Origin of the sequence: Mariniflexile jejuense (genome assembly GCF_042675665.1) — a bacterium.
In the GTDB taxonomy this organism is placed as follows: Bacteria; Bacteroidota; Bacteroidia; order Flavobacteriales; family Flavobacteriaceae; genus Mariniflexile; species Mariniflexile jejuense.
On the sequence record NZ_JBHTJI010000001.1, the window covers coordinates 902,845 to 927,455 of the forward strand.

Annotated in this window: 17 protein-coding genes; 8 read left to right on the forward strand and 9 right to left on the reverse strand. The window is 32.6% G+C overall.

The annotated features are described in order from the left end of the window. Window positions 1-8: 8 nt before the first annotated feature. Together fabD and lspA are read left to right on the forward strand one after the other, a co-directional pair. Window positions 9-890, forward strand: coding sequence for an ACP S-malonyltransferase (gene fabD / locus ACFQ1R_RS03920; RefSeq protein WP_379924800.1), 882 nt, complete (start codon window positions 9-11; stop codon window positions 888-890). A 12-nt stretch (window positions 891-902) separates the two neighbouring features. After that, a complete protein-coding gene (gene lspA, locus ACFQ1R_RS03925; protein WP_379924801.1) occupies window positions 903-1,424 on the forward strand; it encodes a signal peptidase II in 522 nt (173 codons plus the stop codon). A 57-nt stretch (window positions 1,425-1,481) separates the two neighbouring features. On the opposite strand, the gene galE is transcribed toward lspA, so the two are convergent. Then, the gene (gene galE / locus ACFQ1R_RS03930; RefSeq protein ID WP_379924802.1) at window positions 1,482-2,504 is read right to left on the reverse strand and encodes a UDP-glucose 4-epimerase GalE; all 1,023 of its coding nucleotides are present in this window, start codon (window positions 2,502-2,504) and stop codon (window positions 1,482-1,484) included. Beyond that, window positions 2,497-3,651 carry a DegT/DnrJ/EryC1/StrS family aminotransferase gene (locus ACFQ1R_RS03935; protein WP_379924803.1) on the reverse strand — a complete coding sequence of 385 codons (1,155 nt, stop codon included), beginning with the start codon at window positions 3,649-3,651 and terminating at the stop codon, window positions 2,497-2,499. Before ACFQ1R_RS03935 ends, galE begins: the two co-directional genes overlap by 8 nt. Window positions 3,652-3,776: 125 nt before the next feature. Between ACFQ1R_RS03935 and ACFQ1R_RS03940 the strand changes: the two genes are divergently transcribed. The 4 genes from ACFQ1R_RS03940 (at window position 3,777) to ACFQ1R_RS03955 (ending at window position 11,904) form a co-directional block, all read left to right on the forward strand. Then, the gene (locus ACFQ1R_RS03940) at window positions 3,777-5,012 is read left to right on the forward strand and encodes a 3-deoxy-D-manno-octulosonic acid transferase (protein ID WP_379924804.1); all 1,236 of its coding nucleotides are present in this window, start codon (window positions 3,777-3,779) and stop codon (window positions 5,010-5,012) included. 210 nt (window positions 5,013-5,222) lie between these two features. Further along, complete coding sequence (gene galB / locus ACFQ1R_RS03945; RefSeq protein WP_379924805.1) at window positions 5,223-7,955, forward strand: beta-galactosidase GalB; 2,733 nt, start codon at window positions 5,223-5,225, stop codon at window positions 7,953-7,955. A gap of 21 nt (window positions 7,956-7,976) precedes the next feature. After that, window positions 7,977-10,037 carry a PQQ-dependent dehydrogenase, methanol/ethanol family gene (locus ACFQ1R_RS03950; RefSeq protein ID WP_379924806.1) on the forward strand — a complete coding sequence of 687 codons (2,061 nt, stop codon included), beginning with the start codon at window positions 7,977-7,979 and terminating at the stop codon, window positions 10,035-10,037. A 70-nt stretch (window positions 10,038-10,107) separates the two neighbouring features. Further along, the gene (locus tag ACFQ1R_RS03955) at window positions 10,108-11,904 is read left to right on the forward strand and encodes an SGNH/GDSL hydrolase family protein (protein WP_379924807.1); all 1,797 of its coding nucleotides are present in this window, start codon (window positions 10,108-10,110) and stop codon (window positions 11,902-11,904) included. Window positions 11,905-11,916: 12 nt separating this feature from the next. Here the strand turns inward: ACFQ1R_RS03955 and ACFQ1R_RS03960 are convergent, their stop codons facing one another. Genes ACFQ1R_RS03960 through ACFQ1R_RS03970 form a run of 3 tightly spaced genes read right to left on the reverse strand, consistent with a single transcriptional unit; the run spans window position 11,917 to window position 14,225 of the window. Further along, window positions 11,917-12,276 (reverse strand): SxtJ family membrane protein, encoded by a 360-nt coding sequence (locus ACFQ1R_RS03960; RefSeq protein WP_379924808.1) that lies wholly within the window; start codon window positions 12,274-12,276, stop codon window positions 11,917-11,919. Next, the gene (locus ACFQ1R_RS03965) at window positions 12,276-12,425 is read right to left on the reverse strand and encodes a DUF5989 family protein (RefSeq protein WP_379924809.1); all 150 of its coding nucleotides are present in this window, start codon (window positions 12,423-12,425) and stop codon (window positions 12,276-12,278) included. The genes ACFQ1R_RS03960 and ACFQ1R_RS03965 overlap by 1 nt, the downstream gene beginning before the upstream one ends. Continuing rightward, window positions 12,426-14,225 carry a carbamoyltransferase family protein gene (locus ACFQ1R_RS03970; RefSeq protein ID WP_379924810.1) on the reverse strand — a complete coding sequence of 600 codons (1,800 nt, stop codon included), beginning with the start codon at window positions 14,223-14,225 and terminating at the stop codon, window positions 12,426-12,428. Window positions 14,226-14,674: 449 nt separating this feature from the next. Here ACFQ1R_RS03970 and ACFQ1R_RS03975 point away from each other — a divergent pair, with 449 nt between their 5' ends. Continuing rightward, window positions 14,675-17,746 (forward strand): SusC/RagA family TonB-linked outer membrane protein, encoded by a 3,072-nt coding sequence (locus ACFQ1R_RS03975; protein ID WP_379924811.1) that lies wholly within the window; start codon window positions 14,675-14,677, stop codon window positions 17,744-17,746. Between the two features lie 11 nt (window positions 17,747-17,757). After that, a complete protein-coding gene (locus ACFQ1R_RS03980) occupies window positions 17,758-19,716 on the forward strand; it encodes a RagB/SusD family nutrient uptake outer membrane protein (protein WP_379924812.1) in 1,959 nt (652 codons plus the stop codon). Between the two features lie 155 nt (window positions 19,717-19,871). Here ACFQ1R_RS03980 and ACFQ1R_RS03985 read toward each other — a convergent pair whose 3' ends face one another. The 4 genes from ACFQ1R_RS03985 to ACFQ1R_RS04000 are packed head-to-tail and all read right to left on the reverse strand — an operon-like array spanning window position 19,872 to window position 24,609. Continuing rightward, window positions 19,872-20,888, reverse strand: a complete 1,017-nt coding sequence (locus ACFQ1R_RS03985) for a glycoside hydrolase family 43 protein (RefSeq protein WP_379924813.1) — start codon at window positions 20,886-20,888, stop codon at window positions 19,872-19,874. Window positions 20,889-20,910: 22 nt separating this feature from the next. Then, entirely contained in the window at window positions 20,911-22,356 is a 1,446-nt protein-coding gene (locus ACFQ1R_RS03990; RefSeq protein WP_379924814.1) for an MFS transporter, read from the reverse strand. Window positions 22,357-22,362: 6 nt separating this feature from the next. Further along, on the reverse strand, window positions 22,363-23,496 hold the full coding sequence (locus tag ACFQ1R_RS03995) for an endo-1,4-beta-xylanase (RefSeq protein ID WP_379924815.1): 1,134 nt from the start codon (window positions 23,494-23,496) through the stop codon (window positions 22,363-22,365). 9 nt (window positions 23,497-23,505) lie between these two features. Beyond that, window positions 23,506-24,609: an endo-1,4-beta-xylanase gene (locus ACFQ1R_RS04000; RefSeq protein WP_379924816.1), complete on the reverse strand. Its 1,104-nt coding sequence runs from the start codon at window positions 24,607-24,609 to the stop codon at window positions 23,506-23,508. Between the last annotated feature and the right edge of the window lie 2 nt (window positions 24,610-24,611).

The window sequence follows — 24,611 nt, forward strand, 5'->3', positions numbered from 1 at the left end:
TAACAAATATGAACGCATATATTTTCCCTGGACAAGGAGCACAATTTACAGGAATGGGTTTAGACCTATATGAAAACTCGCCACTAGCTCAAGAATTATTTGAACAAGCAAACAAAATTCTTGGTTTCAATATCACAGATATTATGTTTGAAGGCACTCCTGAGGCCTTAAAGGAAACAAAAGTAACACAACCCGCCATATTTTTACACTCCGTAATTTTAGCAAAAACTTTAGGCGAAAGCTTTAAACCAGATATGGTTGCAGGACATTCACTTGGAGAATTTTCAGCATTAGTTGCCAATGGCGCATTAAACTTTGAAGCTGGTTTAAAATTGGTATCGCAACGTGCTTTGGCTATGCAAAAAGCTTGCGAATTACAACCAAGCACCATGGCTGCCGTTTTAGGTTTAGATGATGCCATTGTAGAAAAAGTATGTGCTGCTACCGAAGGTATTGTAGTAGCTGCAAATTATAACTGCCCTGGTCAATTAGTAATTTCTGGTGAAGTTGACGCTATTAATAGAGCTTGCGAAGCTATGAAAGTAGCAGGTGCTAAACGTGCTTTGGTATTACCGGTTGGTGGTGCATTCCACTCACCTTTAATGGAACCTGCCCGTGAAGAATTGGCGGCAGCTATTCAAAACACCACTTTTAGCAAACCAAATTGCCCAATTTATCAAAATGTAACTGCCAATGCTGTAATTGATGAAAATGTAATAAAAGCAAATTTAATATCTCAACTTACTGCGCCTGTGCGTTGGACGCAATCGGTACAACAAATGATTGCTGATGGTGCTACATTATTTACCGAAGTTGGTCCTGGAAACGTATTACAAGGTTTGGTTAAAAAAATTGATAGAGAAGCGCAAACAGCTTCTGCAACACTTTAATTAAACTTTCAAATGAAGTTAACAAAACGCTCTTTATACATTATTTTAGTTATTGTGATTACAATTGCTGTCGATCAAATTTCTAAAGTTCTAGTTAGAGTAAACATTCAACCACGCACTGAAACAACTATTGGAGAACGCATTTCGCTTATTGGTGACAAATTCATCATGATGAATATTGAAAACTCGGGTGCTTTTTTAGGTATGGGCAGCGATTTGAATCCTACATTAAGAATCATTTTATTACTTATACTTCCAATACTAGTATTAGGTTTTGTTTTACGACATATATTTAAAGACAAAACCATTGATAGCTGGTCGCTTTTTGCCTTTGCAAGTATTGTTGGTGGTGGTTTAGCCAATGTTTTTGACCGTATTGTATATGGTTCTGTTACCGATTTTTTCTTTATCGATTTAGGAGGTGTTTTTAGAACAGGTATTTTTAACATTGCAGATGTATCGGTTACAACAGGCATGATTATCTTGTTGTTTGTGAGTCTTAAAAAGAAGAAAACTATAGAAATTCCAGAATAAAAAAAGGCAGCTAGATAAATTAGCTGCCTTTTTTTATAAATATCTATATTTAGATTATTATTTTGCTCTCACTTTTTGCTCCCATTTCCAAGCAGAACTCATAGCATCATCCAATGTTAATTGAGACTTCCAACCTAACTCATTATTTGCTTTAGATGTATTAGCATATGCTGAAATAACGTCGCCTTCTCTTCTTCCCACTATTTTATAATTAAGCTTTGTACCAGAAACTTTTTCAAAAGATTTTATAACCTCTAATACTGAACTTCCTGTACCTGTACCTAAATTAAATGTTTCATAATTTGTTTTATTTTTGCTACTTAAAAGACGCTTTAGTGCAATTACGTGTGCTTTAGCCAAATCGACCACATGGATATAATCGCGAATACACGTTCCATCTGGCGTTGGATAATCATCACCAAAAACAGAAAGTTGTTCACGAATACCAATAGCTGTTTGCGTAATAAATGGTACTAAATTTTGCGGCACGCCAATTGGCAATTCTCCTATTTTAGCAGATTCATGAGAGCCAACAGGGTTAAAGTAGCGCAATGCAATCGCTTTTAGTTTTGGTGATATTTTACAAGTGTCTTTAATAATCTCTTCTCCTATTTGCTTGGTATTACCGTAAGGTGATTCGGCTAATTTTACAGGAGCATTTTCGGTAATTGGCATTTCATCTGCTTGTCCATAAACTGTACATGACGAGCTGAAAATAAAGCTTGACTCTGGTAATTTTTTTAATTCCTTTAAAATATAAACCAACGTATTTATATTATTTTCATAATATAACAACGGATTTTGCACACTTTCCCCTACCGCCTTGCTAGCTGCAAAATGAATAACACCTTTTATATTACTATGTTTTGCAAAAAAAGTTTCAACACTTGTTTTTTCTTTCAAATCTAGCTTTTCAAAAACAGGTTTTATTCCAGTAATGGAGGTAATACCATCTAAAACAGCTAATGAGGAATTTGACAAATCATCAATAATAACAACTTGATAGCCTTCATTTTGCAATTCTACAACAGTGTGCGAACCAATAAAGCCTAATCCGCCAGTAACTAATATTTTATCCATTTATAAAGTTTTTTATTGTTGAAGTAATAAATTCTATTTGTTCATCATCCAATTCCGTATGCATTGGTAATGATATAACATCTTTCACCAATTGGTTTGTAACTGCAAAATCTGCTTCTTTGTACCTAGAATCTGCATATGCTTTTTGTTTGTGAAGTGGAATTGGATAATACACACCACAAGGAATGCCATTTTCATTTAAATGTTTTACAAGTGCATCTCTATCAACCCCTAAAACGCGTAAAGTATATTGATGAAATACGTGACAATCACAAGTATCACAAATAGTTTCACACCCATTTGACACTTTGGGCGTTACAATTTTAGTTACACCTTCAAAAGCCTTGTTATACTTTTGAGCTGCGATTTGCCTTGCTTTATTGTAGTCATTTAAGTTTGGTAGTTTAGCATCTAAAACCGCTGCTTGAATACTATCTAATCGTGAATTTACACCAACTACATCATGGTGGTAACGCTCGTACATACCGTGGTTTACAATACCTCTTATGGTATGTGCCAAAGCATCATCATTCGTGAAAATTGCACCACCATCACCATAACATCCTAAATTTTTTGATGGAAAAAAAGATGTTGAAGCAACATGCCCAATAGTGCCTGCTTGTGCTTTTGAGCCATTTTTAAATGTATAAGTTGCGCCAATTGCTTGTGCGTTATCTTCAATTACATATAAACCATATTCTTTAGCTATTTCCATAATAGCCTCCATATTAGCACATTGCCCAAACAAATGTACTGGCACAATTGCTTTTGTTTTTGGAGTAATTGCTTTTTTTATGGCTTCAATATTTATATTAAAATCATCTTCATTTACATCAACCAAAACAGGTGTTAATTGTAATAAAGCAATAACTTCTACGGTAGCTGCAAAAGTAAAATCGGCAGTAATAACTTCATCACCAGGTTTTAAGCCCAAACCCATCATGGCAATTTGTAAAGCATCTGTACCATTAGCGCATGGAATAACGTGTTTTACGCCCAAATACTGTTCTAAATTCTTTTGAAACTGATGAACTTTAGGTCCGTTTATATAAGATGTTGTTTCTAAAACTTCTTGAATAGATGTGTTTACCACCTCTTTAATGTTGTCGTATTGACCTTTAAGGTCGACCATTTGAATTTTCTTCATCTAAAATTATAACTAATACGAAGTTTGTATTACGGTTTAATAAGTTACGAAATTACAAAATTAGTACACGGTAACCAATGAATTTATTTTAAAGAAATGTATTTTAGCATCAAATACAAAAAGACTTGGGTTTTATTTACAACATAGGGATTGCAGTTGCTGGTTTTGGTTTAAAAACCACTTCGTTTTTTAATGAAAAAATAAAAAAAGGAGTAGTTGGGCGCAAAAACACATTTTCTATTTTACAAAAAAACCTAAACCCTACCAATAAAACATTGTGGTTTCATTGTGCTTCATTGGGCGAATACGAACAAGGACTTCCGGTTTTTAAAGTTTTGCGAAACCATTACAAAAACCATAAAATTGTTTTGAGTTTTTTTTCACCTTCGGGTTATGAAATTCGAAAAAATTCACCTATTGCAGATGTAGTGGTTTATCTTCCTTTAGACACAAAAAACAATGCGCAACAATTTTTAAATTTGGTTAACCCAGAACTTACCGTTTTTGTTAAATATGAAATTTGGCCAAATTTTTTAAATGAATTGAAAAGCAGAAAATTAAAAGCAATTTTAATTTCAGCATCATTTCGAAAAAATCAATCGTTTTTTAAATTTTACGGAAGCGAAGTTCGTGATGCTTTATTTGCTTTTGAACATATTTTCACCCAAAACGAAACCTCAAAAAAACTGCTCGAATCTATAAATTATAACAATGTAACTGTTTCTGGCGACACACGTTTTGATAGGGTTTCGAGCCAACTAGACATAGATAATACTTTAAATTTTATTGAGACTTTTAAACAACAAAAACTTTGTATTGTTGCAGGAAGTACATGGCCAGAAGATGAAAATTTATTAATCAATTTTATTAATAATGAAGCTTCTAAAGAAGTGAAATTTATTATTGCACCGCATAACATCAAACCTTCACAAATAAAAAACATTCAAGAAAAGTTAAACGTTGAAAGTGTTTTGTTTTCAAAAAAAGAACATAAACAACTTGAAGCAGTACAGGTATTTATTGTTGACACTATTGGCATACTTTCAAAAATATATAGCTATGCTAATATTGCTTATGTAGGTGGCGCATTAGGCACAACTGGATTACATAACACCTTAGAACCTGCTGTTTTTGGCGTTCCAATTATTATTGGAAATCATCATGAAAAATTTCCTGAAGCACAACAAATGATTGATAATAAAGGTATGTTTTCTATTTCAAATCAAACAGAATTTAATACCATTCTAAATGAATTAATTGAAAATTCTGAAAAACGTCAACTTTCAGGAAAAAATAATTCCGACTACATTTCAAAAAACAAAGGCGCTGTTAATACAATTATAACCTATTTAGGTTTGTGAAATTATTCAATACTTATTTCCTCTATTATTTTAATAAAACAGATTACACAACCGATTGCGTATTTAAAAGATTATTTATATGTTTGTAACATATTGCTATTTTTCAAGGCTTTATTTTTAGAATTATGTACTTTAACAAAGGTTAATTTAGTGCTTGTTCAAAAAACCTAAAATGAAACAAGTAAAAACAGCTATTAATCAATAAAACTTATGAATAAAACAATTGCTTTTAAATTTTTTAGCTATTTAATAATATTTACACAGGTAGCTTGTAAAACACAAGTAAAAGAAGATACCATTACTAGAGAAAAAATTTCTATTAATGAAGGATGGAAATTCATGAAATACAAATCTTTTGAAGATGCCGATAATTTAATATACGATGTACGTCCTGTAATAGAAAATACAGACGATACAAAAGAAGCAGACAGCAAACCAACTGAAGCTATAAATGTAACTTCAACCCAAAACATATTAAAACCATACATTTTACCAACGGCAAATGCTTTTATAAAAGACGCAACCAAACACCATAAAAGACCTGAAGGAAATCCAGGTAACGATTTCCCTTTTGTACAAAAAAACTTTGATGATACTAATTGGGAAACTATTAATTTACCTCATGACTGGGCTATAAAAGAACCCTTTTTAGAAGGATGGGATGCGGAAGTTGGCGGCGGCATGGGGCGTTTACCTAGTCATGGTGTCGCGTGGTATCGTAAAAAACTAAGCATAAAAGACACTGATAAAAACAAATCTATTTTTCTTGATGTAGATGGAGCCATGTCTTATGCTATGGTATGGCTTAACGGAACATTAGTTGGCGGTTGGCCTTACGGTTATAATTCTTGGCGTTTAAACTTAACACCCTACTTAAATTTTGATGGGGAAAACCAAATAGCTATAAGAGTTGACAACCCAAACCATTCTTCTAGATGGTATCCTGGTGGTGGTATTTATAGAAATATATGGTTAACAAAAACAAATAAAATTCATGTAGCTCAATGGGGAACTTTCATTAAAACACCTGAAATCACAAATGAACGAGCAACTATAAACTTTACATCAAATATTGATAATGATTCTAATACTGATATAGAAGCTCGTGTAGTTACCAATATATTTTCAATAAATGAACTAGGAAAAACATCAAAAAACAGTGTAGCATCAATTCCTGAAACATCTGTTAAAATAAAAGCATGTAAAAATAACTCAGTAACAAGCCAAACGTTCATAAACAATCCAAAACTTTGGGGACCACCACCAACACAAACACCTAACCTATATAAAGCAATTACAAATGTTATTGTTAATGGTAAAATAGTTGACGCTTATGAAACTACTTTTGGTATTCGCTCTATAGAATTTAACCCCGAAAAAGGTTTAGTTGTGAATGGTGAACACATAAAAATTCAAGGCGTAAATCATCATCACGATTTGGGTGCTTTAGGTGCTGCGTTTAATACACAAGCTGCAAAACGCCAACTAGACATGCTGAAAAACTTAGGATGTAACGCTATTCGTTTAGCACATAATCCCCCTGCACCAGAATTGTTAGAACTTACAGACCGCATGGGTATTTTAGTAATTAATGAAGCTTTTGATAGTTGGGAACGTAAAAAAACTCCGCATGATTTTCACTTAATTTTTCCAGAATGGCATGAAGCAGATGCACGCTCGTTTGTTAGGAGAGATAAAAATCATCCATCTGTTATTTTATGGAGTTTTGGAAATGAAGTAGGTGAACAATATACAGATGAAGAAGGTGCTAAGATAGCTAAAACATTAAGTGGTATAATTAAAGATGAAGACCCAACAAGATTAACAACTGCTTCAATGAATTACGCAAAACCAAACATGCCTTTCCCTGCAAGCATGGATGTAATTAGTTTAAATTACCAAGGTGAAGGCATCAGAAACGCACCAGAATACGCTCATTTAAAAGGTATAAATACACCTCCTTTATACCCTAGCTTTAAAGCGGCATTTCCCAAAAAAGTCATTATTAGTAGTGAAACAGCAGCAGCATTAAGTTCTAGAGGCACTTATTTGTTCCCAGTAACTCAAGGAAATAGTTCTCCAATTTCAGAAGGTTTTGGCGGCATTGAAAAAGAAGGATATGTAAGTGCCTATGAGTTATATACGGCAAACTTTGGCTCTTCCGCAGATAAAGTATTTGCAACACAAGATGCACATCCTTTTGTAGCAGGCGAATTTGTTTGGTCTGGTTGGGATTATTTAGGCGAACCAACACCCTATTATTCAGCTAGAAGCTCTTACTTCGGAATTATAGATTTGGCTGGTTTTAAAAAAGATCGCTATTACTTATACCAATCACGTTGGAGACCAGAACTTCCCATAGCTCATATTTTACCACACTGGAATTGGCCTGATAGAATTGGAAAAATTACACCCGTGCATGTATTTACATCTGGTGATGAAGCCGAACTATTCTTAAACGGAAAATCGTTAGGCAAAAAGAAAAAAGAAGCTTTTGAATACCGCTTACGTTGGGATGATGTTATCTATCAACCTGGTGAATTAAAAGTTATTACTTACAAAAATGGAAAATTTTGGGCACAAGATATAGTAAAAACTACTAATGAAGCAACATCACTAAGTGCTTCGGCTGATAGAAACTCAATTAATGCGAACGGCATAGATTTATCTTTTATAACCATACAAGTAAAAGACAACAATCACTTAACAGTTCCTGATGCCAATAACTTAATTGAATTTACTATTGAAGGTCCGGGAGACATCATTGCTACTGATAATGGCGATCCAACCGATTTAGTTGCATTTAGCGCTACCAAACGCAAAGCTTTTAATGGATTCGCTTTAGTAATTGTTCGCTCAAAAAAAAGTGCTACAGGAGATATTAAAGTAACTGTAAAATCTAATAAATTGAAATCAGCTTCTTGTGTAATTACAACTAATTAACAAGCATAAAACAACTATTAAATGAAAAAATATCTTGTAATTTCAGGATTATTTATAGTAATCATCTCAACTTTTTTATACTGTAAAAAAGCCAAAGATTCATATATTGAAATTACCAATAGCTCAGATGGTAATTGGTTACTTCATGGATTAAATTATTCAGAATCCAGATTTAGTCCACTAAATCAAATTACGGCATCTAATATTAATGAGTTAGGTTTAGATTGGAGTTTAAATTTAGGTCTAAAGAGAGGCATAGAAGCAACGCCTATTGTAAAAGATGGTATTATGTACATAACAGGACCATGGAGTATTGTTTTTGCGATAGATCTAAGAACTCATGATATTATTTGGAAATACGACCCCGAAGTTCCTAAAAGTGTAGGTGAAAAAGGATGTTGCGATGTTGTAAATAGAGGTGTAGCACTTTACGATAATAAAATTTATGTAGGTTCTTTTGATGGACGATTAATTGCTTTAGATAGCAAAAATGGAAAAAAAATATGGGAAGTTTTAACAGTCGATCAATCGAAACCTTATACAATTACTGGAGCACCTAGAGTTATTAAAGGTAACGTTATAATTGGAAATGGCGGTGCTGAATTTGGTGTTAGAGGTTATTTCACCGCTTATGATGCTCAAACAGGAAAACAAAAATGGCGATTTTACACAGTACCGGGAAATCCTTCAGTACCTTTTGAAAATAAAGCTATGGAAGATGCAGCAAAAACTTGGACGGGTGAATGGTGGAAATACGGTGGCGGCGGCACTGTTTGGGATGCCATGGCATTTGACCCAGATTTAAATTTACTTTACGTTGGCACAGGAAATGGTTCTCCTTGGGACAGAAACAAACGAAGTCCACTTGGTGGTGATAACTTGTTTTTATCTTCAATTTTAGCTATTAATCCAGATTCTGGCGAATTAATTTGGCATTATCAAACCACACCTGGCGATTCTTGGGATTTTACAGCAACACAACATATCATTTTATCAGATTTAAAAATAAATGGTAAAATACGTAAAGTACTTATGCAAGCTCCTAAAAACGGATTCTTTTATTTACTTGATAGAACTAATGGCAAACTTATTTCAGCAGAAAAATTTACTTATGTTAATTGGGCAGAAGGAATTAACATAAAAACAGGCAGGCCAATTGAAAGCAAATGGGCAAGATATGACAAAGCAAATATAGATGTTGCACCAAATTATAACGGTGCGCATAATTGGCAACCTATGGCTTATAACTCCAACTTAAACTTAGTTTATATTCCAGCAAGAGAAACATTTTCTAACTATGGACAAGATAATGATTGGGAATATAACAAAACAGGATTTGGTACTGGTAATGGCTGGAATTTAGCAACTGGAAGTGTTGAGTCTTCACCAACTATTAAAGATGAGAAAGCTACTAATAAGGGTAAACTTATAGCTTGGGATCCAATAAAACAAAAAGAAGTTTGGAGTGTAAAACAAAATAATATTTGGAATGGTGGTTTACTAACTACCAATTCAAACTTAGTTTTTCAAGGCACTGCAGATGGTAAATTAACAGCTTATAACGGCACAAATGGTAAATTAATTTGGGAAGCCAATTTACAAACAGGCATTCTAGCACCACCAATCACATATTTAGTTGATGGCGTACAATATGTAACGGTAATTACTGGTTGGGGCGGTGGTTACGGCATGAAAAATAAGCATACAAATTATGTGCTACCTGGTACAATTTATTCCTTTAAAATTGGTGGAAAATCAGAATTACCAGAAGCATTACCTGCATTTAACCGTGAACTTATAAATCCTGATTGGAAAGTTGAAACTAATAAAATAACTGAAGGTGAAACATTGTTTTGGAAATTTTGTGGTACTTGCCATGTGATAGGAGAAGGTGGCGGTGTAGCACCCGATTTGGGATATAGCCCAATGGTTGGCACAGATGCCTTTAAAATAGTTGTTTTAGATGGTATTTTACTACCAAATGGTATGCCTAAATTTGAGAACAGATTAACTATAGATGAAGTAAATGCCATTCAACATTTTATAATTAACAAAGTAAAAGATTTAAAAAAACAACCTTAAATATTAGGTTTGTTTTTAATTTTAGATAAAATTATTATACCTTTTAAATGATTTTTAATAGAATTCCCTTTTGAAGAAAAAAACTGTTTTTAAAATTATTGCTGCTTTACTGCCTTTTCTATTAATTTTTATAATAGAAATAGTATTGCGAATAAGTGGCTATGGCGAAAACTACCAACTTTTTAATAAAGTGAAAGTTGAAAATAGGCCAGAATACCTAATTATGAATTCAAATATTTCAAAAAAGTATTTTAAAAACAACGGCTTTAATTCTGATAATCAATCGGATTTATTTCTTAAAACAAAAACAAGTAATACCTTCAGAATTTTTGTTCAAGGTGCTTCAACAGTTGTTGGGTTTCCATACTATCAAGGTGGTTCTTTCCCTAGAATGTTAAAGCATAGGTTATCGCAAACATTTCCAGAAAAAAATATTGAAATTATAAACACAGGAATTACAGCAGTAAACTCGTATACACTATGGGATTTAACTGGCAAAATTATTGACCAAAACCCTGATTTAGTTATAATTTATGCTGGTCATAACGAATATTATGGAGCATTAGGGGTTGGTTCGACTAGCTCTTATGGGAGTAGACCAACACTAGTTAGATCGTATCTTTTTCTTAAAAATTTTCGCTTCTTTCAATTATTAGATAATAGTTACACCAAACTAATTTCACAAAAAAGCACATCACCAAAAGTAGGTGAAACCACTTTAATGGAAGTTATGGTTAAAGAGCCTCGTATTCCTTTAAATTCTAAAGTTTACCATGCTGGTTTAAAGCAGTTTGAAAGCAACTTACAATTAATTCTTCGCAAATATAAAAAGCACAACATTCCGGTAATTATATCAACTTTGGTTAGTAATGAAAAAGATATAAAACCTTTTATTAGTGATACTATTAATAATGAAGTTCAATTTAAAAAAAGTATTGAACAAAAAAGTAATTATGCAAAAAAAATATCAAAAACAAATGCTTATGCTGCCTATAACTTAGGGCTGTTTTATATAGAAAAAAACCAAGATAGTGCTAAAAAATACTTGCATCTCGCTAAAGAATTAGACTATCTTAGGTTTCGAGCTCCGGAAGAAATAAATCATATTATTTTGAAATTGGCTAAAGAATACAATTGTGGATTAGTAGATATGGAAGCTGCATTTTTATCACATTCAAATGAAATTATTTTAGGCAATACATTACTATTAGAACACGTTCATCCAAATTCTAATGGTTATTTTATTATGGCAGATGCGTTTTACAATAAAATAAAGGCTCTGCAATTATTGAAAGATTGGAATCATAATATCTCATTTGATGAAGCTTCCAAAGACATTCCTATTACTGCCATCGACTCTATTAAAGGGAATTTTATTATTGATGACTTAAAAAATTCATGGCCTTATATCCTTAATATGTCTAGAACAACTCCAATATCTTCATATTATGCTATTCAAAATCCAAATTATGAAGAACGAAGAGCTATCGAAATTTACAAAAATCAAGTTCCATGGCGAGATGTAATGCATCAATCCTACATAAAATATAAAAATGATAGTGCATTTAAAAAAGGACTTCATGTTGCCCAATCGTTAATTTTTGAATATCCTGAAGAAGCAAACCCTTACAATTTAGCAGGAAATATGTGCTTAAAACTAATGGATTTTAATAAAGCAGCTTATTACTTTTTTAAATATAATGAACTTGAAAAAAGTAGCACATCTGCACAACAACTTGCTTCCGTTTATATTAAATTAAACAAACTGGATTTAGCAAAAAAAACACTTTTGGAATCTAAAAGCAATGGTATAAATGTTATGAGTTTTGATGAATTAATAACATTAGAGAACCTAAACAAAGAATAATATTCTGCAACACTACCAAGGTTTTTCAACATCTTTTTTTGTATACCAATGATTTCTGATAATAAAATGAGAATTGGTCGTTCCCTTTTTTAACAATTGATTTTTCCCAAACAACCGTTGAAAAAAAGATATAGGTACTAAAAACATAAAAAAAATAATGAACATCACAACACTATTCATAAACACTCCAAAATAATGCGAAAAAGAAAGCCAAACATTACTTATAATCATGGTTACTTTTTTAGAAATAATGGATAATACTAGCAGTGTAATAGACACATATATTAGCCAATTTACATTAAGTAACAAAGAAGTTACTAATGCTGCCAAAGCTAAAACGATAATGGTTTCAAGTGCTTTTTCCCAGTTCATCAAAATAAAGAATATATGAAAGGTGCTAAAGCAGAACCACTAGTTAAAAATATCAAGACTCCAAAAACCACAAATATGATTATTAAAGGCATAAGCCACCATTTTTTACGTTCTCTTAAAAAGAAGAAAAAATCTTTTAAAAACTCCATCTATTTTTCAATTATATAATTTTCCATTACTAAAATATCCATACCAGATTTCATGAAACAACGATAAGCATCCTCTGGTGAATTGACTATAGGTTCGTCCTTTACATTAAAACTGGTATTTATTAGTACACCTATTCCCGTATGTTTTTTGTAACACTGTATTAATTGCCAAAGTACTGGATTCATTGTTTTTGTTACCACTTGCACTCTTGCCGAAAAATCGATATGAGTAATAGCAGGTAAATCAGACTTCACTACCTTACGTTTATCTTCTAAACTCATGGCTTCAAAATTTTCAGGTAATTCTTTTTGGAGCGATTTTTTTACTTTGCTTGTAAATAACATGTATAAAGATTTTTTACTTTCTTCAAAATAATCTTTATAATCTTCCTCACAAACAACAGGAGCAAACGGTCTAAACCCTTCTCTAAATTTAATTTTCATATTTAGAGTGTATTGCATATCTGCATCTGTTGGGTCGGCCAATATACTTCTATTACCCAAAGCTCTTGGACCAAATTCAGTTTTTCCTCTAAACCAACCTACAACTTTTTTATCTGCAATATATTTAGCGGTGGTTTTAGTTACTTCATCAATAGATTCAAAATATTGATATTTACAGTTATGTTTATGTAAAACCTTTTCAATTTCCATATTCGAATAACTCGGTCCTAAATACGGATTAAAAGGTTCTTTTAAACCTTCAAATAAATGCCTACTTCCAATATAAGCTGTTGCTAATGCAGCTCCTAAAGCACCACCAGAATCTCCTGCTGCTGGTTGAATATAAATATCGTTAAAAATTTTTTGATTATACAGTACAGAATTTGCAACACAATTAAGAGCAACACCTCCTGAAAAACATAAATTGGCTTGATTAGTTTCAATTTTTACAAACTGAATTAACTTAACAAGTATTTCTTCTGTAACCTTTTGAGCGGCGTATGCTAAATCGGCATGTATTTGTTCTAATTTTTCTTCTGGCAACCTCTTTTTTAAACCGAATAATTTTTCCCATGTTTTAGGATTAACCATACGCAAACCTACAGGATATTCAAAATAACTCATGTTCAATTTAATAGAACCATCTTGTTTTATATCAACCAAATGTTGTTTTATAATACTAATAAATTGGTTTACGTTTTTTGAATCTGGGTTTCCATAAGGTGCAAGTCCCATCATTTTATATTCGCCTGAATTTACTTTAAACCCCAAAAAATAAGTAAATGAAGAATATAGCAAACCTAATGAATTAGGAAAATGTAGTTCACCTAAAACTTGAATTCCTTTTTCACCACAAGCTATACCATAAGATGTTGTTGCCCATTCCCCAACACCATCAACCGTTATGTAAGCGCATTTTTTAAACGGTGAAGTATAAAAAGCGCTAGCAGCATGAGACAAATGGTGTTCAGGAAACGTTACTGGTATGTTTCGTGATTTTGAAGCACTTAATTTCTTTATCTTTTTATTAATAAACTGCTTTATAAAAAGTTTTTCTTTTAACCATAAAGGCATCGCCTTAGTAAACGATTTCAAACCTTTTGGCGCAAAAGCATAATACGTTTCTAAAAGTCTTTCAAACTTTAAAAAAGGTTTATCATAAAAAGCTATGATATCAATATCCTCTATTTCAAATCCAGTTTCATGCAAACAATACTTTATAGCAAGTTCAGGAAAAGAAGCGTCATTTTTTATTCTAGAAAAACGTTCTTCTTGCGCAGCACATAACACAACACCGTTATTTATAATTGCAACTGCCGAATCATGATAGTATGCAGAAATGCCAAGTATCTTCATTTAAATTATTAATTTATAGCTCAAATAAGCCTCAAAATAAAAAACTATAATATTACTTGCTATTACAAGCAACTAAATAGTTTTGAAATTAAATTTGAGCTGAAAAATACAAAAAATTAAAACACAATCGGTTGCGTAATTAAAAATTAATTTTTATGTTTGTGAGACATTAATAAAAATTAATAGCTCATTTTACGATATTCAATACAAATCGAATATTATTTTATCATATTCTAACTAAATTCATAATACTAACTAAAAGTAGATTTTTATGACATAAAACTTCATCTCTTAAATAGTTGTTAATTTATTTTTACGCAATCGGTTGTGTTTTGATAAATAATTTTATACATTTGGTTAAACTATAACACATTTAAGATAAAATAGCATATTTTTTAAATACCACTAAACTATGAATACTAATTAATCACAAACTAAAGACAAATTTTATGACAAACTTTTTATTTTTTAAAAGCCAATACATAAAGCAGTTAGGTTTTTTTATCCTACTATTTATGTTTTGTTCTGGAATGAACGCTCAAAATACAGTTTCTGGAACTGTATCTGGCTCTGATGGACCTATACCTGGAGCCAATGTAATTTTAAAAGGCACTAGCAATGGTGCTGCTACTAATTTTGATGGTGAGTATACTATTAAAAACGTGCCAGCCAATGGTGTACTAGTTGTTAGTTTTTTGGGTTACAAAACCAAAGAAGTAACAATAAATAACCAAAAAGTAATAAATGTAATTCTAGACCTTGATACAGCTGCCTTAGATGAAGTGGTAGTTATTGGGTATGGCACACAACGTAAAGAATCTGTTACAGGTTCAGTAGCCTCTATAAAAGGAGAGGAAATGCGTGATGTTCCATCTGCCAACATTACTCAGTCATTACAAGGTAGAGTGTCTGGTGTTGAATTTGCTCAAAATTCATCAAAACCAGGTGCATCAATGCAAATACGTGTTCGTGGTACTCGATCTTTAAATGCTAGTAATGATCCTTTAATAGTACTAGATGGTATTCCTTTTGCGGGTTCAATTGGAGATATTAATCCAACCGATATTAAGAGTGTTGATATTTTAAAAGATGCATCGGCAACGGCTATATATGGTTCTCGTGGTGCAAATGGAGTTATTTTAGTTACTACAAACAAAGGTTCTAAAGGGCAAGAAGCAAAAATAAATTATACTAGCTATTTTGGTGTAAAAAATGTTTTTGCTAAATACCCCATGATGAATAGTGAAGATTTTATAAAACTTCGGTCCGATGCTGGTATTTTTTCTAATGGTTTAGACGAATCAAATGATGTTAATACCGACTGGCAAGATTTACTTTACGGCACAGCTATTGTAACAAGCCATGATATTGGTATTTCTGGTGGTGGTGATAAAAGTAACTATAATTTTGGTTTAGGCTATTACAAAGATGAATCTGTATTACCAGGTCAAGACTATGAACGTATTTCTTTACGTGCATCTATTGATCAAGAAATAGGAGAAAACATCAAAGTTGGCTTTACTACAAATAATAGCTATTCTGTTAGTAACGGTAATAGTTTAGGAATTTATGGAGCACTTAATTCAACTCCTATAGCAAACCCTTATAACGCAGACGGGTCGCTTAAAAGAGTTATTAGTATGCCATTAGATGATCAATGGGTTTACACAAGAAGTAGCATTGAAGCTTTAGGTGATAGCTACATAGACCAAACAAAAAGTTTTGGTTCTTATAACTCAATTTATGGAGTACTTCAAATACCAGGTATTAAAGGTTTAAGTTATCGCTTAAATCTTGGTTTAAATTATCGTCAATCAAATGGAGGGAATTATGTAGGTGAAGGTGTATTTAATGTAAATGCTACTACTGTTTCAACTGCAGCAATAAGTAATTCTCATACAACTAGTTGGACTATTGAAAATATACTTTCTTACGATCGTACATTTGCAGACAAGCACAATTTTAATGCTTTAGTGCTATACTCTTCTGAAGAAAATTCATTTAACAGATCTAGAATTACTGCAAAAGATATTCCTGCTGATGCATTTCAGTTTTACAATTTAGGTAGAGCTAATGAACAACCTATAATAAATCCAGATGATCAATTGTACTCAGTATCAGGTTTACAGTCCATGATGGGACGTATAATGTACTCGTATGATGACCGTTATATGCTTTCTGCTAGTTATCGTTACGATGGATCTTCAAGGTTAGCAGATAGTCACAAATGGGTTTCTTACCCTGCTATTTCTGTAGGTTGGAATATTAAAAATGAATCATTTATGGATAATGTTGAATTAATAAATTCATTAAAAGTTCGTGCTGGTTATGGAACAACATCAAACCAATCTATAGATCCTTACTCTACTCTAGGTCGCTTAGGTGCTACACAATATAATTTTGGAAATACTTATACTACTGGTTTAAATGTTTCAGAATTACCAAACCCTAATTTAGGATGGGAAAAATCTACGACAATGAATTACGGGTTAGACTTTGGCTTGCTAAACAATCGTTTATCTGGTACTGTTGATTATTATGCAACTAAAACAACAGATCTTTTATTTAGAGTGGGTTTACCACAAACATCTGGAGTTAGCAGTTATATGGCAAATATTGGAGAATCTGAAAACAAAGGATTTGAAGTAGCTCTAAATGGCGTATTAATAGATAATCCAAACGGCTTTACTTGGGAAGCAGGAATAAATGTTTATACGAATGACAATAAACTAACTAAACTAGCATCAGGAACAGAAAGAGATGAAAGCAACTGGTGGTTTGTTGGACAACCAATAGATGTTATTTATGATTATAAAGCTGAAGGTATTTGGCAACAAGGAGATCCTTATTTAAATATTTTAGAACCAGGTGGAAATGTAGGTATGATTAAAGTCAAGTATACCGGCGATTATAATCCAGATGGTTCTCCTGTAAGAGCTATTGGTCCAGCTGATAGACAAATAATGAGCATGCAACCAGATTTTCAAGGTGGTTTTAACACACGTTTAGCTTATAAAGGTATAGACTTCAGTATTGTTGGAACATTTAAAAGCGGTGGATTACTTATTGCTACTCCATATGGTGCAAATGGTTACTTAAACATTTTGACAGGACGTAGAGGAAATATAGATGTTGATTATTGGACAGCAGATAATACCGATGCAAAATACCCAAAACCAGGTGGTATAGGTGGAGATCAACCAAAATACCTTAATTCCCTTTCATATTTTGATGCTTCCTATTTAAAAATAAGAACTATTACCCTAGGCTATAATTTTGAAAAAAGTAAATTTATTAAGGATAGTGGCATTGATAGATTAAGACTCTATGTTACCGCACAAAACCCATTAGTATTCTTTTCTCCATACAAAAAGGCGTCTGGAATGGATCCAGAAACAAACTCTGCTGCTAATGAAAACTCTGCTGTTACATACAACTACAACTTAAGACGCTTATTAACTATAGGAACTAATACACCAACAACTACCAACTATGTTATTGGTCTTAATATTTCATTCTAAAAAATATGATTATGAAAAAAATACAAATTAAAGCTTTATTAGCATCAACAACCTTAATGGTGTTGATTTTGCTAGGTTGCTCTGATATACTTGAAGAACAACCACGTGGTATATATACTCCCGAATATTTTAAAACAGAAAAAGGAGTTTTAGGAGGTTTAACATCATTATATGCACATACTCGTAACTTTTATGGCAGTGGCTATTACTATGCTGGTGTACAATCTGGTACAGATGAAAGCACTTGGGGGCAAAACGTAAATAATGATGCAAAAAATGCCGATTTTTCTGGAGTAGGAAATCTTTCTTCAACACAAAATCCATATGGCGGTATCTGGGGAGTATTTCCAAACATCAATACTGCTAGTGGTATCATTGAAAATGCTGCAGCTGTTGGTACAATTTCTAATGCATTAGTGGCTGAAGCTAGATTTTTTAGAGCATTCGACTATTTTTTATTAGTACAAAACTTTGGTGGTGTTCCTTTAGATTTAGGTGCTGGTGAGTTAAAATTTAATACATCTACTTCAAGAACGTCTGTAAGAAATACTGTTCCTGAAGTGTATACAAGAGCAATTTTTCCAGACCTTATAAAAGCTGTTGCCGATTTACCTAATGAATCTCGTTTAAAAGGAACAGCTAATAAAACATTAGCACGACTATACTTAGCGAAAGCTTATTTAACTTATGCATGGTGGTTACAAAACCCAAATAACATACCTACTTATCCTGCTAGTGATAGAATTGATCCAGACGGAAAAAATGCAAGTTGGTATTTTCAACAAGCATATACAATAGCTGCTGATGGTATAAATTTAAAACCAAATTCAATTGGATTACTTGATTATTTTTATGATGTTAATTTAGGTTCTAATGATCGTAATAAAGAAATGTTACTTTATGCAGATCATACTGAAGGCAGCGACTTGTATAATGGTGCGCCTGTAACAGGATGGGGTTCCGGTAGTTCTCCTGGTAACTTTGCAGGATGGTTTCATACCTGGAATTATACTGAAATTAGAAGTGCAGCAACTTCTGGAGGTTCATATAGCACATCTTCTGTTGGACGTGAGGCTGTACAACCACATGGACGCCCTTGGACAGGGATAGCACCAACACATGCAACAATTAAAAATACGTTTGCTGATAAAACAAATGACTCTCGTTACGATGGCACATTTACAACTGTTTACAGAGGCAATTGGCAAAGAAATAACATTACAGCTAACACATTGTACAACGCTAATAACTTACCTGTTCAAATGGGAGAACCTATATTATCATTTTTAGATACTGATAATCCTTCTGTAGTTTACCCAAATGGTGCTGGCAGTAGTGGCGTTGGAGCAGGTGTTTTACCAGGAAGAGCTGACTGGATTGTAAATCCAACTGGTATTAGTAGACTAATGTATCCAGGTTTATGGAAACTTGGTCCATATCGTACAGATAATGGAAATACAATGGGACAAGCAAATGTTACTTATACACGACCATTCCCAATTGCTAAATTCTCTGAACTTTATTTTATTGCTGCTGAAGCAGCTGTTAAAGGAGCTACAATTAGTTCTATTGGTAGTACTGATGGAAGTGCCAGAGCATTAATCAATGTTATTCGTGCACGTGCAGGAAAATGGCGTTATGACAATAATGGCAAAACTGCAAAAGTACAAGATAATAGTGCTGCAATGATGACTGCAACCCCTGGAGTGATTACTATAGATTATATTTTAGATGAACGTACTAGAGAATATTATGGTGAAGGTTTACGATGGTACGATTTAGTGCGTACACAAACGTGGCATACAAGAGCTGCTTCTTACACTATTTGTGGAACAGCAAAAGGTGACCATACCCCAGTTACTGTTAACCGTACTATTCCTTTAACAGCTTATCTACGTCCAATTCCGCAAAGTCAATTTGATGCAATGGAAGGAGATATTGCTAATTACCAAAACCCAGGTTACCAATAATATTTTTGAGTTAGTTTGTTTAGTTGTTTACTGCCTATATTGTTTTAATTAAAACAATATAGGCAGTATTATTTTTATAAAAAAGCAGTCTAATATTATTTAAATAATATTAGACTGCTTTTTAAAACTTTAAAATTTAATCTTATAGAAAATTATTAAGTATATGGATTAATCGTATTTATAGTTCCATCTGTATTATAAGTAATTTCAGCTACTTTAATAGACCTTAAATGGGTTACGCCATTTGACAAACTTGAATCGTGATAAAACAAATACCACTTCCCTTCTACTTCGCAAATGGAATGGTGCGATGTCCAACCAATTACAGGGTTTAAAATTCTACCTGTATAAGTAAATGGCCCATAAGGATTATCGCCAATAGCATAACATATAAAATGAGTATCGCCAGTAGAATATGAAAAGTAGTAGTTTCCGTTATATTTATGCATCCAAGAAGCTTCGAAAAAGCGTCGTTCATTATCACCTTCTAAAAGAAGTTCGCCATTTTCGTCTATTATTTTAATTTCTTTTGGTTCTTCAGCAAATTGCAACAAATCGTCTGTCATTTTGGCTACAATAGGTCCTAAAGCAGGTTCATTTGGTTTTGGCAATTCATTAATTTCATTATACTTATTGTTACGAAATTTTTGTAATTGTCCGCCCCAAATTCCTCCAAAATAAGTATAGTAACTACCATCTTCATCTTCAAAAATGGCAGGATCTATACTATAGCTTCCGTTTATAGGTAATGGTTCGGCTTTAAATGGCCCAATTGGAGAATCACTTATTGCTATACCAATTTGAAAAATGCCTTCTTTATTTCTTGCTGGAAAAACCAAATAGTATTTTCCGTTTTTAAAAGTTGCATCTGGCGCCCACATTTGTTTTTCAGCCCAAGGAACATCCTTCACATGTAATGCAACACCATTATCAACAGCTTCACTAGTAATTGTTTCCATTGAAATTACATGGTAATCTTCCATTCCAAAATGGTCGCCATTATCATTAAACGGTATACCAGCGTCGATATCATGAGATGGGTAAATATATATTTTCCCATTAAAAACATGCGCAGATGGATCAGCAGTATATATGTGCGAAACTAACGGTTTTGAAATGGCTTTTTCAATTAAATCGTCAAGTTTATTTTGTGTTATCTGGTTATCAGCCATTTTAATTTATTTGTGTTACGTATTATTTTTCTAAATTTAATCGTCTTTCTTTAAGTTCAGTTTCAATTTGAACTTCCATTTTCTTGTTTATTTCATAAAAGAATAACATACCAGCACCTATTAAAAACGGTATTGATGGAAATACACTTACTAATAATTTAATGCCATTTATAGCAGAATCTGGTTGAATTAAAGAGTTTGGTATGTAATTAAAAATACCTAAAAACATAGATGTTAACGAACCTCCTATACTCAATCCTGCTTTTAAACCAACCATCATTGCAGAAAATATAATGGCCGTTGCCCTACGGTTATTTTTCCATTCAGAATAATCAGCTACATCGGCTATCATAGCCCAAAGGATTGGAATGGTTATTCCGTAGAAAAAACCATGGAATATTTGAGAAATAAAGATTAATGATACCGATGAAGGTGAAAAGAAATAAAAGGCTAAAATAAATAATGTTGAAATAAACAAGAAAAAAGCAAACACATCGCGTTTTCCATATTTATCAGCAAATTTCTTTGAAAGTGTTATACCAACAATCATCAATATAATTCCGCCTGCATTAAATAATCCAAATCCTGCCGAAATTGGATCGTCACCAAAATGATTTAAACCTATTGAGGTTAAAAAATCTAAAATTGGCTTTATAACTATTGCCAACTGATTTTTATCTACATAATTTTCAAAATAATATACATAAGCACTACCTTTCATTGCCAACGTAATAAAAACCAACGTAGTAAGAAGCAACATGATTAACCATGGTTTGTTTTTAAACAAATCACCTAAATCTTCTTTTATACTCGATTTTTGTTCTGGCTTTGGTATAATACGCTCCTTCGTTGTAAAAAAAGTGATTAATAGCATGATGGTACCTATAACTGCTAACCATGTCATTACTATTTCAATACCAACAGCTTTATCACCACCACCAGCACTTTTAATTATGCCCAACATAAATACCTGCACAAAAAACTGTGCAAACATAACTGCTACAAACCGATAGGAAGACAAACTGTTGCGTTCTGCCATATCACCTGTTATAACACCACTAAGTGCGGAATAAGGCAAATTATTTCCAGCATACAATAACAAAAGCAAAGTATAGGTAATAACGGCATAAATTACTTTACCCTTATAATCAAAATCTGGTGTGGTAAAAGCCAAAAGAGCAACAATGCCTAGTGGAATAGCTGAAAAAAGTATCCAAGGTCTAAATTTACCCCATTTGGTATTGGTTCTATCTGCCAAAGCACCAATAATTGGATTAAAAATAAATGCAGCTACTAATCCTACTACCAACATAATTATAGATGAATGTGTAGGAGACAACCCGTAAATATCGGTATAAAAATAAGCTAGGTATGTAAGTAATGTTTGAAATACTAAATTTGCTGCAAGATCTCCTAAACTGTATCCAATTTTTTCTTTTATGGATAGCTTTTGTGAAGTTGGATTCATATATAATTATTTAGTTGGTTGGTTGGTTTTTAAGCTTAAAACACTTTTGTAGGCTGGTTTAGGTTGTAAATTTTTATCAAAAAGTAATGGGTAATTAGTACGTCCTGCAATTGGCCAATCGTTTAACCATGATTGACCATCATAAACACCCCAAAATGTTACTCTACTAATTTTATCTTGGTGTTTTAAAAATAATTCAAAAATAGATTCATAGCGTTTAGCCAATTTTGTTTGAACAGAATCTGGCAAACTTGTTGGATACGGATTCATTTTTTCGCTATTTTTAAAACGTTGACTAACCTCAGCACCAACCAATTCAAATGGGTTTGGTAACACGTTAATATCTAGTTCTGTAATAGCTACTTTTACACCTAAAGATGCATAATCTAAAATGCTTTTTTCAATATCTTCAAGTGATGGTTTTTCTAAACCCCAATGCCCTTGCATACCAACACCGTCTACCTTTATACCTTGTTCTTGTATTTTCTTAATCATTTTGATGGCACCGTTACGCTTATCGGGATTTGTCATGTTATAATCATTGTAATATAAATCTACATTTGGGTCTGCTTCAGCAGCCAATTTAAATGCTAGTGCCAAATAATGATCATCCATAGCATCAAGAAACACCGATTTTCTTAGTGTTCCATCTTCATTTAAAGCTTCGTTAACTACATCCCAAGAGCCAATGCGTCCTTTATAGCGACCTACAATAGTTTTAATATGATTTTCCAGTGCTACAACCATTTCAGTACTATCCTTAATTTCAGAAAACCAAGGCGCTAATTGACTATGCCATACCAATGTGTGACCATGAATGAACATATTATATTTTTCACCAAAGGCAATATATTTATCGGTCAATTTAAAATCGAAAGTATCTTTATAAGGATGAATAAACATTGATTTCATAATGTTTTCAGCCGTAATGCTATTGAACTCTTTCGAAATTAAATTTGTAACAATAGTATCAGCTTCATTAATTTGACCTTCATTAATAGCTGTTCCTATATAAAAGTTTTCTTTAAATGCGTTTTTAAGTGATACAATTTCTTGAGCTTTTGTTTCCTTAATGTTTTTACAACTAACTATAAAAACTGTTAGACATGTAATTGTTATAATTTGTTTTATTTTATTCATTATTTAATTTTAATTAGTTAGTCCTTCTAAAAATCCGATAAAAGCTTGTTTATGGTTGTAATTTGAATCGAAAAGTAATGGCCACTCATTTGGGTTATTGTAAAAACTTAACAACCAACTATCACTATCTCTCATGCCCCAAAACGTAATTCCAAATTGTTGATTGCTTGGCAATGTTTTATACAAAGCAGCTATTTGTTTATACCTAACTTTTTGAGCATTAGAACGCTCTGCCGTTAAAGAAGCTAGTAACTTATCTTTATTAACCGTCATATCTACCTCAGAAAAATGTATTAACAACCCTGTACTTTTAATTAAGTTTAAATTTGATGTTAAGGTTGACATATCTGGGTATTGATAATCAATATGCATTTGCATACCTATACCATCAATTGGTATTGAGTTTAGTTTAAAATCATTTACCATGTTAACTACTTGAGTTGCTTTTGAATTTTGACTGCCTAAATTATAATCGTTATAAAATAGCTTAACTTTAGCATCTGCTTCTCTAGCCCATTTAAAACATTTGGCTACATAATCTGCGCCCATTCTAGTACGAAAAAGACCAGCTTCTGCTTCAGTGGTAAATGCTTCATTAACCACATCCCAACTAGCCACAACAGGTGTTCCATCGCTAAAGGTTGCTTTGGCAAAATGAGCAACCGTAGCTTTTATATATCCTTTTACCTGTGCTTCAAACTCAATATCTGTACCTCCAAAATTTTCTAACCAGTCAGGAATCGCATAAGAAGGATGCCAAATTAGTGTATGTCCAAGTACACGCAAATTATTTTCTTTAGCATAAGCTACAATTACATCGCCCTTACTCCAATCATAAGTATCTGGTGCAACAAAAAAATTATACATTTTCATGTCATTACCAGCCGTAATACTGTTAAACTCCTTGTTTAGTAAGGTTCTAAAATAGTTGTAACTACTAGAGGTTAAACTGCTTACAGAAACCGTGTTTCCTATAGGAAAACTAGCGGCTGCTTTTAAAGCTTGAGTAGGTTCTGGTTTGGGCACTTCTTTTACGGCATCATCGCTTGATGTACTACAACCTACAGTAAACACAAGTAATACTAAGCTAAAAAATTCAATAACTTTTTTCATGT

Bases quoted from the DNA above. Each gene is read 5' to 3' on its own strand.
- ACFQ1R_RS03970 (WP_379924810.1), bottom strand. From the start codon at position 14,225: ATGAAGATACTTGGCATTTCTGCATACTATCATGATTCGGCAGTTGCA.
- fabD (WP_379924800.1), top strand. From the start codon at position 9: ATGAACGCATATATTTTCCCTGGACAAGGAGCACAATTTACAGGAATG.
- ACFQ1R_RS03980 (WP_379924812.1), top strand. From the start codon at position 17,758: ATGAAAAAAATACAAATTAAAGCTTTATTAGCATCAACAACCTTAATG.
- galB (WP_379924805.1), top strand. From the start codon at position 5,223: ATGAATAAAACAATTGCTTTTAAATTTTTTAGCTATTTAATAATATTT.
- ACFQ1R_RS03995 (WP_379924815.1), bottom strand. From the start codon at position 23,496: ATGAATAAAATAAAACAAATTATAACAATTACATGTCTAACAGTTTTT.
- ACFQ1R_RS03965 (WP_379924809.1), bottom strand. From the start codon at position 12,425: ATGGAGTTTTTAAAAGATTTTTTCTTCTTTTTAAGAGAACGTAAAAAA.
- ACFQ1R_RS03950 (WP_379924806.1), top strand. From the start codon at position 7,977: ATGAAAAAATATCTTGTAATTTCAGGATTATTTATAGTAATCATCTCA.
- lspA (WP_379924801.1), top strand. From the start codon at position 903: ATGAAGTTAACAAAACGCTCTTTATACATTATTTTAGTTATTGTGATT.
- ACFQ1R_RS03985 (WP_379924813.1), bottom strand. From the start codon at position 20,888: ATGGCTGATAACCAGATAACACAAAATAAACTTGACGATTTAATTGAA.
- ACFQ1R_RS04000 (WP_379924816.1), bottom strand. From the start codon at position 24,609: ATGAAAAAAGTTATTGAATTTTTTAGCTTAGTATTACTTGTGTTTACT.
- ACFQ1R_RS03975 (WP_379924811.1), top strand. From the start codon at position 14,675: ATGACAAACTTTTTATTTTTTAAAAGCCAATACATAAAGCAGTTAGGT.
- ACFQ1R_RS03935 (WP_379924803.1), bottom strand. From the start codon at position 3,651: ATGAAGAAAATTCAAATGGTCGACCTTAAAGGTCAATACGACAACATT.
- galE (WP_379924802.1), bottom strand. From the start codon at position 2,504: ATGGATAAAATATTAGTTACTGGCGGATTAGGCTTTATTGGTTCGCAC.
- ACFQ1R_RS03990 (WP_379924814.1), bottom strand. From the start codon at position 22,356: ATGAATCCAACTTCACAAAAGCTATCCATAAAAGAAAAAATTGGATAC.
- ACFQ1R_RS03960 (WP_379924808.1), bottom strand. From the start codon at position 12,276: ATGAACTGGGAAAAAGCACTTGAAACCATTATCGTTTTAGCTTTGGCA.